The organism is Phaeobacter sp. CAU 1743 (genome assembly GCF_039839315.1).
Classification (GTDB): Bacteria; Pseudomonadota; Alphaproteobacteria; order Rhodobacterales; family Rhodobacteraceae; genus Phycobacter; species Phycobacter gallaeciensis_A.
This window is the reverse complement of record NZ_JBDOQR010000001.1, coordinates 1-13723: the sequence shown is the minus strand read 5'-3', so window position 1 is coordinate 13723 and position 13723 is coordinate 1. Positions and strand designations below refer to the sequence as shown.

Here is a 13723-nt window from a genome sequence, read left to right as displayed (position 1 = left end):
TTGGATAGGATAAATGGGCGACATAGAAGGCAGTTCTAACGCAGCGCATGGCGCGCTGCATATGAAGAGTGAGGCCATCGAGGCCACGGAACACGCGGAAAAGACCGGACTGTTGGGGCGTATTTTCGGCTCCTTGTCGGCCTCTGCCGCGACGGAGGAACAGGAAGAGCGGCAAGACGCTGTCTCCGAGGTTCAGCCGCACGGCATGATCAACCTGCGCCGGATGCGGGTCGAAGACGTTGCCATCCCCTCGGCCGAGATCGTGGCCGTCCCCGTGACAATCGAAAGCGACGATCTGGTGCAGGTCTTTCGCGACAGCGGTTTTACCCGCGTCCCGGTTTACGAGGGCACGCTGGACACGCCGCTTGGCTTTGCTCACCTCAAGGATTTTGCCCTGACCCATGGGTTCAACTGTGGGGCGGAGCCGTTCAATCTGCGCGAGATGCTGCGCCCGCTGCTATTCGTGCCACCGTCTATGCCCATCGGAGTGCTTCTGGCCAAGATGCAGGCCGAACGTCGGCACATGGCGCTGGTGATCGACGAATATGGCGGTGTTGATGGTCTGGTGACCATCGAAGACCTCATTGAGCAGGTCATCGGTGAGATCGAGGACGAACACGACACCGGCGAGGATCAGACCTGGTTTCGGGAAAAATCTGGCTGCTATATCGCCCAAGCCCGCACGCCACTGGATGAATTTGAGGCCGAGATCGGCCAGTCGCTGACCAATCACGACGATGTCGACGAAGAAGAGATCGACACGCTGGGTGGACTGGTCTTCATGCTGTCGGGCCGGGTGCCCGCCCGCGGTGAGGTGATCGTGCACCCGGACGGGCCTGAGTTCGAAATCATGGATGCCGATCCCCGTCGGATCAAACGGCTGCGGGTACTGGTGCCCCACGCCGCGGAATGACGAAGGTTTCCGGTCTGCGCAGCAGGTTGGGGCGGCTGGCACCCCATTTGCCGGTCCTTGTGCTGGCCTTTGGCTTTGGCGCGCTCATGTCGCTGGCGCTGGCCCCCAATCACATGCTCTGGACCGTGCCGATTGCGCTGGCGGTGATTGGCGCCTTTGCCCTGCGGGCGCAGACGTCCTGGTCTGGCGCCATGTTGGGCTGGGGCTTTGGGCTTGGCTATTTCGCTTTTGGCCTGTCGTGGATCGTTGAACCCTTTCAGGTGGATGCGCAGCGACACGCCTGGATGGCGCCCTTTGCCCTTGTGTTTCTGGCCGGTGGTCTGGCGCTGTTCTGGGGCGCTGCCTTTGCCGGGGCCGTGCGGTGGAGCAGGGGGGCAGCGCGGGTCGCCCTTCTGATTGCCTTCTGGAGCCTTGCAGAATTTGCCCGCGCCTATCTTCTGACGGGGTTTCCCTGGGCCGCTTTCGGACAGTTCTGGATTGATACGCCCGCAGCGCAGCTGCTGCCGTGGATTGGTCCGCAGGGGCTGGCGGTGCTGACGCTTGCCGCGTTTCTGCCGCTGGCGTTGCTGCGCCAAAGCCCCGCGCGGGCGGTCCTGCCCGGTGGTGCACTTGTGGCTCTGGTGGCGCTGCTGCCGTCTCCGCCTGAGGTCGAACTGACCGATCATAAGGTGCGCTTGGTGCAGCCCAATGCGCCGCAGCACCAGAAATGGCACCCGGATCTGCGGTGGGATTTCGTGCGCCGCGCCATGGGGTTTAACGCCCAAGGCCCGCGCCCTGATATGATCATCTGGCCGGAAACCGCGGTGCCGCAGTTGTTGAACTATGCCGGGGATACGCTGGAGGCGATCCTTGAGCAGGCGCCGGGCGTGCCGCTCTTGCTGGGGATCCAGCGCGAAGAAGGCGGCGCCTATTTCAATTCGGCTGCTCTGATCAGCGCCGATGGTTCGGCCGGGCAGATCTATGACAAGGCACATCTGGTGCCTTTCGGGGAATACGTGCCTTTTGGCGATCTGATGGCGCGGTTCGGTTTCCATGGTTTGGCATCTCAGGCCGGTGCGGGATATGCTGCGGGACCCGGCGCGCGGCTGATGGATCTTCCCATCGGCAATGCACTGCCGCTGATCTGTTACGAGGCAGTCTTCCCGCAAGATGTGAACGCCGCCCCCGATCGCCCGCACATGTTGGTGCAGATCACCAATGATGCCTGGTTTGGTACCCGTTCGGGGCCTTATCAGCATCTGGTGCAGGCGCGGATGCGGGCCGCAGAGCAGGGACTGCCGATGTTGCGGGCGGCCAATACCGGGATCTCTGGTGTGATCGACCCCTACGGGCGTCTTGGTCCGTCGCTGCCTTTGGGTGAGGCTGGCTATGTGGATGTGATCCTGCCCGCGCCGCTGCCCGCGACCCTTTACAGCCGGACCGGGGATTGGCCGGTGCTGATCCTGTTGCTGGCGCTTGCAGGTGCGGCGCTGGGCCGCGGCGGAAATACGCAGTTCCGTTCATAGCTGCTAAATCTCTGGCCGGTAAAAGCATTGACGGCAACCGTCTTCCCACGTAGGTAGTTTCGGTTCCTCCCACAACGGCTTCCTGGCGTGGCGAGGCGAAACCAAATGGAGCACTTTTCATGACCCGCAAGCACTATATTTTCACTTCGGAATCCGTTTCCGAGGGCCACCCGGATAAGGTCTGTGACCGAATTTCCGATGCCGTTCTGGACGCCTTTCTGGCGGAAGAGCCAGAAGCGCGTGTCGCAGCAGAGACCTTTGCCACAACCAACCGCGTTGTGATCGGGGGCGAGGTGGGTCTGTCCGACCAGGACAAACTGCACGATTACATGGGCAAGATCGACGAGATCGCCCGCGCCTGCATCAAGGACATCGGCTACGAGCAGGACAAGTTCCACCACGAGACCGTGGAAATCACCAACCTGCTGCATGAACAGTCCGCTCATATCGCGCAGGGTGTCGATTCGGCCGAGAACAAGGACGAAGGTGCTGGCGACCAAGGCATCATGTTCGGCTTTGCCACCAATGAAACCGACGCGCTGATGCCCGCGCCGATCCAGTTCAGCCACGCGATTCTGCGCCGCCTTGCCGAAGTGCGCAAGAACGGCACCGAACCTGCACTGGGTCCCGATGCCAAATCGCAGCTGTCCATCAACTATGAGAACGGCAAGCCGGTGGGCGTCAACTCGCTGGTGCTGTCGACCCAGCATCTGGACGAGTCGCTGACATCCGACGATATCCGCCAGATCGTGGAACCCTATATCCGCGAGACCCTGCCCGAGGGCTGGCTGACCGCAGAAACCATCTGGCACGTAAACCCGACCGGCAAGTTCGTGATCGGCGGCCCCGATGGCGATGCTGGCCTCACCGGCCGCAAGATCATCGTCGACACCTATGGCGGTGCGGCCCCGCATGGCGGCGGCGCCTTCTCCGGCAAGGACCCGACCAAGGTGGACCGTTCGGCGGCCTATGCTGCGCGCTACCTGGCCAAGAACGTCGTTGCCGCTGGGATGGCCGACAAATGCACCATCCAGCTGTCTTATGCGATTGGCGTGTCTCAGCCGTTGTCGATCTATGCTGACACCCACGGCACCGGCGACGTCGCGCCTGAGGCGATCGAAAAAGCCATTGGTCAGGTGATGGATCTCAGCCCGCGCGGCATCCGCTCGCATCTGGGCCTCAACAAGCCGATCTATCAGCGCACCGCGGCCTATGGCCACTTTGGCCGCGAACCCGATGCCGATGGCGGCTTCAGCTGGGAACGCACTGATCTGGTCGAGGCGCTGAAAAAGTCCGTCTGAACCGGTCAGCCAGTGTATTGCAAAAAGAGGGGTGGGCCGCTGGTCTGCCCCTTTTGCGTTCACAGGCGGTTGTGCGGGGGGAGGCGAAAGTCGCGTGTTCGGGACTGACAGAGATTGTTTCCTCTTCCGGGCAATGCCTCATGGAACCATCGCCTTGGGGGGGGGCGCCTTGAAAGCCTACGTGAAGGGCGGCTTTCATAGAAACGGCTGAAATGAGCAGGTTCAAGCTCCTGTACCTAGGCGATGGTCGTCAGAGGGAGTGAATAGCGAAAACAACCCAATGGTGAGTCAGGTCAATTTAACTCTCCTTATTTACCATTTGTTAACGCCTCGACGCCTACGTTCCGACTGGCACCTCAAGTGCGCAATATTGAATAATTTCAGGAACTTGGAAATGGCGACTTTTGAAGGAACGGCTGTAGGCGACCCCATCACCGGCACTTACTACGCGGATGTTATCTATTCTTACGGAGGAAATGACACTATCGATGGCGACCTCGGGGATGACTACATTGATGCAGGGAGCGGGAATGACGTCGTGATGGGAGACGATGGAGACGACTTTATCGACGGTGGTAGTGGGCTGAACGATCTGGATGGTGGTCTCGGGAACGACACCATCTATGGCGGCTCGGACAACGACACGATAACAGGCGGTCTTCAGGATGACGTTCTCTATGGCGGTGGCGGAAATGACACATTCAAGCACGCGGGGAACGATGGCTGGGATAGTTATTACGGCGGCCCAGGCGGTATGAACGACGAAGACACAATCCTTGTTGAGCAGGTTTACGAATATGCGAGCTGGGGGCAGATCAAGATCAGCAGTCTCGACAGCATCGAGAAAATTGAGAACCAGGACACGGAGAAAGACGTAGACATCCTTGTCGATGGGGCCATCGATTTCACCGACGTCACCCTTGTCAATATTCGCGACATCATCGGGCAAGACAACGACGACTACATTACCGGCAGCACGGGAAGTGACTCCATTCTGGGCCAAGGCGGCAATGATACGCTTAATGGTGCTGTGGGGAACGACAGCTTGTATGGTGGCGACGGCGCCGATCACCTTTTGGGCGGCTCAGGCGCGGATGTACTGTCTGGCGACGCTGGCGCCGACACTCTCTATGGTGGAGCCGACAATGACGTGCTTTCGGGGGGCGAAGGCACCGACTATCTGCTGGGCGGCTTGGGGGCCGATGTGCTGACCGGAGGTACGGGTGTCGATTACTTCTACTTCTCCGAAGATGCCACTGTGGATACCGTTACCGATTTCACTGATGGTGAGGATATCCTCGTCTTCCAGGATGCTACTGCCCTAACCCTGTTTGATTTCAACGGAGATGCGGCATTTGAACTGAATGGAACTTCCTACATCATTCTTGAAGGTGTGACCGTCGACCAGATCGACCCGTCGGACTACGTGTTCATCTGATCTGGTTGCAAACGGGTATCGTTGGCCAGCGTCCAGGCGACGCTGGCCATCTCATTTTCGGATGCGCGCACTCCGGGAGTGCAAAGGCGCAGGCAGGGACAGCTCTCTTGACCCGCAGGGCGGCTTGCGGCAGATGGACGCCCAGCATTCGCCCGCCTGCGCCTGTTAATGGCGAAACGCAAATTCGGGCGTGGAAACACCGGCAATGAAAAGGCCCGTCCGATGTCTGATGACAAGAAAACCAGCTCTGCCAGCCACCCGGCGCGGACCGATGCGGCCGACAAACACGCCAGCGGCGCGCCCTGGCGCAATTTCTATGGCCGTTTCAGCGGCAAGACCCTGAAGGACAGCCAGCGACGTTATCTGGACGAGGACCTCGGGGCGCTGTCGCCCGGGGCCGTAGGCTGGGACGAAAACCCGGATCGCAATCCGCTGGATCTGCAGGCGCTGTTTGGCGGTCGCGATGTCTGGCTCGAGGTCGGCTTTGGTGGCGGCGAACATCTGGTACATCAGGCCCAGAACAACCCAGGAGTCGGCATCATCGGCGCCGAACCCTTTATCAACGGGGTGGCCATGCTGCTGGGCAAGATCCGCAAGGCAAATGCGGATAATATCGCAGTGCATCCCGGCGATGCGCGCGATCTGATGGATGTGCTGCCCGAAGCGTCGATTTCGCGCGCCTTCCTGCTCTATCCCGATCCCTGGCCGAAGAAACGCCATCACCGCCGCCGTTTTGTGACCCAGGAACATCTTGAGCCGCTGGCCCGCTGCCTGAAACCCGGCGCGATTTTCCGGGTGGCGACGGATATTCCTGATTACGTCCGCCAGACCCTGGAAGAAGTGCCAAGAGCGGGCTTTGAGTGGCTGGCCGAGCGCCCTGCCGACTGGCGCGAACCCTGGGACGACTGGATTTCCACCCGATACGAGCAAAAGGCCCTGCGAGAGGGGCGCACGCCGCATTACCTGACCTTCCGCCGCCTTGGCTGATATCAGGGTGATATGGGCGTGATCTTGCGCTGATCGGCGCTGGACCGGATCACGGCAATTCGTTACCGATAGCGGAAACAAAAGCATTCGCGACACTCTGACAAAGGAAGCCTTCATGTCCGGACACGGTACGCCTACCCCGATGACCTCTCACCGTGCCGACCCGCTGGCAGGCGTGGCCAAGGTGCCGGGCGACAAGTCGATTTCGCACCGGTCCCTGATCCTTGGCGCCATGGCCGTGGGCGAAACCCGGATTTCGGGACTTTTGGAAGGCGAGGACGTTCTGGACACGGCCAAGGCGATGCAGGCGTTCGGGGCCGAGGTCATCAACCATGGCGGCGGAAAGTGGTCGGTCTTTGGTGTCGGTGTCGGCGGTTTTGCCGAGCCGGACAATGTGATCGACTGTGGCAATTCCGGCACCGGCGTGCGGCTGATCATGGGCACTATGGCGACCTCGCCGATTTCCGTGACCTTCACCGGCGATGCCAGCCTCAACAAACGTCCGATGGCGCGGGTTACCGATCCGCTGGCCCTGTTCGGCGCGCAGGCGGTGGGCCGCTCTGGCGGGCGGCTGCCGATGACCATCGTCGGGGCGGCGGATCCGGTGCCGGTGCGCTATGTGGTGCCGGTGCCCTCGGCGCAGGTGAAATCGGCTGTTCTGCTGGCAGGCCTCAACGCGCCGGGGCAGACCGTGGTGATCGAGAAGGAAGCCACCCGCGACCATACCGAGCGGATGCTCGAAGGGTTCGGCGCCGAGATTACCACCGAAGAGACGGAAGAAGGTCGCGTCATCACCCTCACTGGTCGGCCCGGGCTGAAACCGCAGGTGATCGCGGTGCCGCGCGATCCATCCTCCGCCGCCTTCCCGGTCTGCGCGGCGCTGATCACGCCCGGATCGGACGTGCTGGTGCCAGGTATTGGCCTCAACCCGACCCGCGCGGGGCTGTTCACGACCCTGCGCGAGATGGGCGCGGACCTCACTTATGAAAACGAGCGGGTCGAGGGCGGTGAGCCGGTTGCCGATCTGCGGGCGCGCTATTCTCCCTCGATGAAGGGGATCGAGGTGCCGCCTGAACGTGCGGCTTCGATGATCGATGAATACCCGGTGCTCTCCGTCGTTGCTTCTTTTGCACGGGGCGAGACCATGATGGCGGGCGTCAAAGAGCTGCGCGTCAAGGAAAGCGACCGGATCGACGCCATGGCGCGGGGCCTGCGGGCCAATGGCGTTGCCGTCCGTGAAGGCGACGATTGGTGGGCTGTGATGGGCCTTGGCCCCGAAGGCGTACCCGGCGGCGGCACCTGCGAGAGTTTCCTTGATCACCGGATCGCCATGTCCTTCATGGTGATGGGCATGGCTGCGCAAAATCCGGTCTCCGTTGATGATGGCGGCCCGATTGCGACCTCCTTCCCCATCTTCGAGCCGCTGATGACGGCGCTTGGCGCCAAGTTTACCCACGAACAAGGCTGAGCGACATGACCACCCGTTTCACCATCGCCATCGACGGTCCGGCTGCGGCAGGCAAGGGAACGATTTCCAAGGCAGTCGCCGCACATTTCGGCTTTGCCCATCTGGACACCGGCCTGTTGTACCGCGCTGTCGGGGCGCGGGTGCTGGGTGGTGAAAAACCGCTGGAGGCCGCGCAGTCCCTTGTGGCTGCGGATCTGGAAGCCGAGGGGCTGCGCACGGCCGAGGTGGCCCAGGCGGCCTCCAAGGTGGCGGTGATCGCCGAGGTCCGTCAGGCCCTGGTGGATTTCCAGCGCAGTTTTGCCCGCCGAGCCGGAGGCGCGGTGCTGGACGGGCGCGACATCGGCACGGTGATCTGCCCCGATGCCGAGGTGAAACTCTTTGTCACCGCCAGCGCCGAGGTCCGCGCCCGCCGCCGGTTCCTGGAGCTGAGCGAAAACGGATCGGACAGCGATTACGACACCGTTCTGGCCGATGTGAAGGCCCGGGACGAACGCGACATGAATCGCAGCGAGGCGCCGCTGAAGCCCGCTGATGACGCGGTGGTGATCGACACCAGCGATCTGAGCATCGAAGCCGCCATCGCGGCGGCCATTGCGGCGATCAAGGACCGGCAAGGCTGACCCCGAGCAGGGCGGTGGGCTGCCGTTGTCCTCGTCTGTAGGCGGGCCGGTCCCTTGTCCTGACAGGGATGCCGAGTCCATTTCCCCTTGCCAGCAAGGGGGAATCTGCTTATACGGCCCCTGTCGAAAGAGATGCGAAAACGCACCACGGACAGTCTGAGCAGGGTCGGGGCAACCTCCGGCCCTTTGTGTTTGTTTGCTCCAGACGGTTCAGATGCGTGATCTCAGACCGACCAACCCATTCAGACCGGCGGAGACAACCGCATGGCCAGCTAAATAAGATATGTAAAGGAAATCCGAGACCACATGGCTCAGAACACATCGATGGAGGAATTCGAAGCCCTCCTGAACGAAAGCTTCGAAATGGACACACCCGATGAGGGGTCCGTTGTTAAAGGCAAGGTCATCGCAATCGAAGCGGGCCAGGCCATCATCGACGTCGGCTACAAAATGGAAGGCCGCGTTGATCTGAAAGAATTCGCAAATCCTGGTGAAACTCCCGAAATCGCCGTTGGCGATGAAGTGGAAGTCTTCCTGCGCTCGGCTGAAAACGCCCGTGGCGAAGCTGTCATCTCCCGCGAGATGGCGCGCCGCGAAGAAGCATGGGATCGCCTGGAAAAAGCATACGCAGACGATGCCCGCGTCGAAGGCGCGATCTTCGGTCGCGTCAAAGGCGGCTTCACTGTCGACCTCGGCGGCGCCGTGGCCTTCCTGCCCGGTTCGCAAGTTGACGTGCGCCCCGTGCGCGACGCTGGCCCGCTGATGGGTCTGAAACAGCCCTTCCAGATCCTGAAAATGGACCGTCGCCGTGGCAACATCGTTGTCTCCCGTCGCGCCATCCTGGAAGAATCGCGTGCCGAACAGCGTGCAGAAGTCATCGGCAAACTGTCCGAAGGCGATGCGGTTGACGGCGTGGTCAAGAACATCACCGAATACGGTGCGTTTGTTGACCTCGGCGGCGTTGACGGCCTGCTGCACGTCACTGACATGGCATGGCGCCGTGTGAACCACCCCTCCGAGATCCTGTCGATCGGCGAAACCGTCAAGGTTCAGGTCATCAAGATCAACAAAGAGACCCACCGTATCTCTCTCGGCATGAAGCAGCTGCAGGAAGATCCGTGGGATCTGGTTGGCGCCAAGTTCCCGCTGGGTTCGGTGCACAAGGGTCGCGTCACCAACATCACCGATTACGGTGCATTTGTTGAGCTGGAGCCCGGTGTCGAAGGTCTGGTCCACGTCTCCGAGATGTCCTGGACCAAGAAGAACGTGCACCCCGGCAAGATCGTTTCGACCTCGCAGGAAGTCGACGTCATGGTTCTGGAAATCGACGGCGCCAAGCGTCGCGTCTCCCTGGGCCTCAAGCAGACCATGCGCAACCCGTGGGAAGTCTTTGCTGAGACCCACCCCGAGGGCACCGAAGTCGAAGGCGAAGTCAAGAACATCACCGAATTCGGTCTGTTCATCGGCCTCGAAGGCGACATCGACGGCATGGTTCACCTCTCCGACCTCAGCTGGGACGAGCGTGGCGAAGATGCGATCCAAAACTACCGCAAAGGCGACATGGTTTCGGCCGTTGTCTCCGAAGTGGACGTTGAAAAAGAGCGTATCTCCCTGTCGATCAAAGCCCTGGGCGGCGACAAGTTCGCCGAAGCCGTGGGCGGCGTGAAGCGTGGCTCGATCGTGACCGTCGAAGTGACCGCCATCGAAGACGGCGGCATCGAAGTGGAATACGAAGGCATGAAGTCCTTCATCCGCCGCTCCGACCTGTCGCGTGACCGTGCCGATCAGCGCCCCGAGCGTTTCTCGGTTGGTGACAAGATCGACGTCCGCGTGACCAACGTTGACAGCAAGACCCGCCGTCTGGGTCTGTCGATCAAGGCACGCGAGATCGCGGAAGAGAAAGAAGCAGTGGAACAGTATGGCTCCTCGGATTCCGGCGCATCGCTGGGCGACATCCTGGGCGCAGCGCTGAAGACCGGCGACTGATCTTCAGAGATTTCTCTGTTCTAACAATCTGGAAAGCCCCGCAGTTCTGCGGGGCTTTTCTGTGTTCTGGGGCATGGAAAGGTGACAGCCTCGGGAACAGGCGCAGCCGTCTCTCTAAAAGCTGAAAGAGGCGATCGATGGACGCTTGCCGATGGAATGGGGCCTAAAATCCAGATGACTGGAAAAGACAGTGCTTTGCGCGACGCCGTCATCGCTGCCAAGCGCTGGAGTGGAGACCTTGAACTGTTTTAATACCGCAGGATCACTGGAAATCGTGTTGTTGCGACTGGAACCCAAGGGCCTGTCGATCAGAGATTTTAGTCTCACAATGAAATTATTGTGTTGATTTTGACACCTCAGGTCCCCGGGTCTGAGCGGGCGGCGAATCAGGTCCGGGCGCAGGCCGTCGGCGGCGCGAAACCGGGCCCGGGCGGCGGCAAACTGCCCTATAGGCAGCAAATGGCTGGTTTTACAAAGCAATTTCGTGCAATCTCCTCAGATATGGAGATTGGCGACGCCTGTTTTTGTTCCCGGCGCGCCGATTTTTTCCTATAGTCGGGAACACTCGACAAAGGATTGCGTTGGCTTGGGAGGGCAGAAAGGATGATCCGCTCTGAACTGATTCAGAAGATTGCAGACGAAAACCCGCACCTGTATCAGCGGGACGTCGAAAGGATCGTGAACACGGTATTTGAGGAAGTGACCGATGCGATGGCCCGGGGTGACCGGGTCGAGCTGCGCGGCTTTGGCGCTTTTTCGGTGAAAAAGCGCGATGCGCGGGTTGGTCGCAATCCCCGTACCGGCGAAACGGTCCATGTTGAGGAAAAACATGTGCCGTTCTTCAAGACTGGAAAGCTCTTGAGGGACCGTCTGAACGGAAAGGCTTAAATGCGCTATATTCGTTATGCCATCCTGGCTTCGCTTGGGATCATTCTGGTCTCTGTGAGCCTTGCGAACCGCTCTGTCGTGGAGCTGAAGCTGATGCCAACCGCCCTGGCGGAACTGGTGGGCTGGAACCCGGGCATCGCCCTGCCGCTGTTTGTCGTGGTTCTGGGCGGCGTTGCGGCCGGTCTGGTGATTGGCTTCATCTGGGAATGGCTGCGCGAGCACAAGCACCGCCGCGAGGTCGGAAACCAGACCCGCGAGGTGAAGAAATTGTCCCGCGAAGTGCAGAAGCTGAAAAAGCAAAAGCACGAAGGCAAGGACGAAGTTCTGGCATTGCTGGACGACGCGGTCTGATCTGATGGCTGCTGACATCCGGGTAAAGGTCTGCGGCCTCAGCACGCCGCAGGACGTCGATTGCGTGGCGCGTGCGGGCGCGGCCTACGCGGGCTTTGTCTTCTTCGAAAAATCACCACGCAACGTCTCTTATGAAACCGCGGCAACCCTGGCCGCAGCGGCGCCTGTCGGCTTGTGCAAGGTTGCCCTGACGGTCAACGCGGGCGATGCGGAGCTGGATGCGCTGACAGAGGCCGTGCCGCTGGACATGTTGCAGCTGCACGGCAAGGAAACGCCCCAGCGCGTGGCCGAGGTCAAGGCGCGCTACGGCCTGCCTGTGATGAAGGCCATCGGGGTGGCTGACGCGGCGGACCTGGCGCAGATTGATCTTTACTCCGATGTGGCTGACCAACTGCTGATCGATGCCAAACCACCCAAGGGCGCCGACTTGCCGGGCGGCAACGGGCTTGCCTTTGACTGGCGCCTGCTGGCCGGGCGCAAATACTGGCGCAAGCCTTGGATGCTGGCCGGTGGTCTGACCCCGGACAACGTCGCCGAGGCAATCCGGATGACCGGTGCCCGTCAGGTCGATGTGTCCTCGGGCGTTGAAAGCGCCCCCGGCGTCAAGGATGCGGACCTGATCCGCGCCTTTGTGGAGCACGCAACGGCTTAAGCCCAGGTTGGCAACGGGCTTGCGGCTACCGGAGCCGCGTCCCGGCTTCGTGCCGGTCATCCCGGTGACTTTACCGCAGATGGCGCGATTCCTGTCTGGTGTCTCTTTACCCGTCGCCTGCTGCGCTATACTCAGAAGCAGTGCCGCGCAGAGAGGAACAATCATGGCCGAAGATCTTTTCAACAGCTTCATGAACGGGCCCGACGAAAAGGGTCGCTTTGGCATTTTCGGCGGGCGTTTCGTCAGTGAAACGCTGATGCCGCTGATCCTCAGCCTTGAAGAGGAATACGACCGGGCCAAGGACGACCCGACCTTCTGGGCCGAGATGGACGATCTGTGGAAGAACTACGTGGGCCGTCCCAGCCCGCTGTATTTCGCGGAGCGCCTGACCAATCATCTGGGCGGCGCCAAGATCTATATGAAGCGCGACGAGCTGAACCACACCGGCGCCCACAAGGTGAACAACGTGCTGGGGCAGATCCTGCTGGCCCGCCGCATGGGCAAGACCCGGATCATCGCCGAAACCGGTGCCGGTCAGCATGGCGTTGCCACGGCGACCGTCTGCGCCAAGTTCGGCCTGAAATGTGTGGTCTACATGGGTGCGCATGACGTCAAACGTCAGGCCCCGAACGTGTTCCGCATGCGTCTGCTGGGCGCCGAGGTGATTCCGGTGACTTCGGGCCGGGGCACGCTGAAGGATGCGATGAACGATGCGCTGCGCGACTGGGTGACCAACGTGCGCGATACCTTCTACTGCATCGGCACCGTGGCAGGCCCGCACCCCTATCCGGCGATGGTGCGCGATTTCCAGTCCGTCATCGGCAAGGAAGTGCGCTGGCAGCTGGCCGAGCAGGAAGGCGAAGGCCGCCTGCCTGATACGCTGGTTGCAGCCATTGGCGGCGGTTCGAACGCGATGGGTCTGTTCTACCCGTTCCTGGACGACAAGAGCGTTGGCATTATCGGCGTCGAGGCTGGCGGCAAGGGCGTTGACGAGAAGATGCAGCATTGTGCCTCGCTCACCGGCGGTCGCCCGGGCGTGCTGCACGGCAACCGCACTTACCTCTTGCAGGATGACGATGGTCAGATCCTCGAGGGCTTCTCGATCTCTGCGGGTCTGGATTATCCCGGCATTGGCCCGGAGCACGCTTGGCTGCATGACACGGGTCGCGCCGAATATGTGTCGATCACCGACAAGGAAGCGCTGGAGGCGTTCCAGCTGTCCTGCGCGATGGAGGGAATCATCCCGGCGCTGGAGCCGAGCCACGCGCTGGCCCATGTGATGAAGATCGCGCCGACCCTGCCCAAGGACCATATCATCGTGATGAACATGTGCGGTCGCGGCGACAAGGACATCTTCACGGTGGCGCGCCATCTGGGCTTTGACATGTCCGACACCGAAGAGGGGCGCGATCTGGAAGACTGATCCAGATCTCCTGATCTATCTGCAAACACAGGAAAAGAGCTGCCATTTGGTGGCTCTTTTTTCGTTTTAAAGCGGTTCCAGCTTTCATTGAATCAAAGGGGATTCACAGCGGGCTATTTTTCTGATTCATCCTGTTCAGGAGGATCAGATCATGCCCAACCCGCTTTCTGCCGATATTCGAGCCCGTTTTG

The 13723-nt window shown here is 60.9% G+C and carries 13 protein-coding genes and 1 riboswitch; of the genes, 12 read left to right on the top strand and 1 reads right to left on the bottom strand.

The window, feature by feature from the left end; genetic code table 11:
• Positions 1–13: 13 nt before the first annotated feature.
• The 8 genes from AAFO90_RS00065 to rpsA all read left to right on the top strand — a co-directional run bounded on the left by AAFO90_RS00065 (position 14) and on the right by rpsA (position 10218).
• Entirely contained in the window at positions 14–913 is a 900-nt protein-coding gene (locus AAFO90_RS00065) for a hemolysin family protein (RefSeq protein WP_347508081.1), read from the top strand.
• An 86-nt stretch (positions 914–999) separates the two neighbouring features.
• Positions 1000–2418 (top strand): apolipoprotein N-acyltransferase, encoded by a 1419-nt coding sequence (gene lnt, locus AAFO90_RS00060; protein WP_347508185.1) that lies wholly within the window; start codon positions 1000–1002, stop codon positions 2416–2418.
• A 63-nt stretch (positions 2419–2481) separates the two neighbouring features.
• Positions 2482–2531: riboswitch (SAM-SAH riboswitch) on the top strand.
• Between the two features lie 6 nt (positions 2532–2537).
• Positions 2538–3719, top strand: coding sequence for a methionine adenosyltransferase (gene metK / locus AAFO90_RS00055; protein WP_347508080.1), 1182 nt, complete (start codon positions 2538–2540; stop codon positions 3717–3719).
• A 394-nt stretch (positions 3720–4113) separates the two neighbouring features.
• Entirely contained in the window at positions 4114–5157 is a 1044-nt protein-coding gene (locus AAFO90_RS00050; RefSeq protein WP_347508079.1) for a calcium-binding protein, read from the top strand.
• A gap of 222 nt (positions 5158–5379) precedes the next feature.
• Entirely contained in the window at positions 5380–6144 is a 765-nt protein-coding gene (locus tag AAFO90_RS00045) for a tRNA (guanine(46)-N(7))-methyltransferase TrmB (protein ID WP_347508078.1), read from the top strand.
• Positions 6145–6259: 115 nt separating this feature from the next.
• Positions 6260–7612, top strand: coding sequence for a 3-phosphoshikimate 1-carboxyvinyltransferase (aroA, locus tag AAFO90_RS00040; protein WP_347508077.1), 1353 nt, complete (start codon positions 6260–6262; stop codon positions 7610–7612).
• A gap of 5 nt (positions 7613–7617) precedes the next feature.
• Entirely contained in the window at positions 7618–8232 is a 615-nt protein-coding gene (gene cmk / locus AAFO90_RS00035) for a (d)CMP kinase (RefSeq protein ID WP_347508076.1), read from the top strand.
• 306 nt (positions 8233–8538) lie between these two features.
• Complete coding sequence (gene rpsA, locus AAFO90_RS00030; RefSeq protein ID WP_065272332.1) at positions 8539–10218, top strand: 30S ribosomal protein S1; 1680 nt, start codon at positions 8539–8541, stop codon at positions 10216–10218.
• Positions 10219–10332: 114 nt separating this feature from the next.
• Here the strand turns inward: rpsA and AAFO90_RS00025 are convergent, their stop codons facing one another.
• A complete protein-coding gene (locus AAFO90_RS00025) occupies positions 10333–10698 on the bottom strand; it encodes a hypothetical protein (RefSeq protein ID WP_347508075.1) in 366 nt (121 codons plus the stop codon).
• A gap of 123 nt (positions 10699–10821) precedes the next feature.
• Here AAFO90_RS00025 and ihfB point away from each other — a divergent pair, with 123 nt between their 5' ends.
• From ihfB to trpB, 4 genes are all read left to right on the top strand, one after another.
• On the top strand, positions 10822–11106 hold the full coding sequence (gene ihfB, locus AAFO90_RS00020; protein ID WP_065272335.1) for an integration host factor subunit beta: 285 nt from the start codon (positions 10822–10824) through the stop codon (positions 11104–11106).
• A complete protein-coding gene (locus AAFO90_RS00015; RefSeq protein WP_274838002.1) occupies positions 11107–11457 on the top strand; it encodes a lipopolysaccharide assembly protein LapA domain-containing protein in 351 nt (116 codons plus the stop codon).
• Between the two features lie 4 nt (positions 11458–11461).
• Entirely contained in the window at positions 11462–12109 is a 648-nt protein-coding gene (locus tag AAFO90_RS00010; protein ID WP_347508074.1) for a phosphoribosylanthranilate isomerase, read from the top strand.
• Between the two features lie 163 nt (positions 12110–12272).
• On the top strand, positions 12273–13532 hold the full coding sequence (gene trpB, locus AAFO90_RS00005) for a tryptophan synthase subunit beta (RefSeq protein ID WP_065272338.1): 1260 nt from the start codon (positions 12273–12275) through the stop codon (positions 13530–13532).
• The last annotated feature ends 191 nt before the right edge of the window (positions 13533–13723 follow it).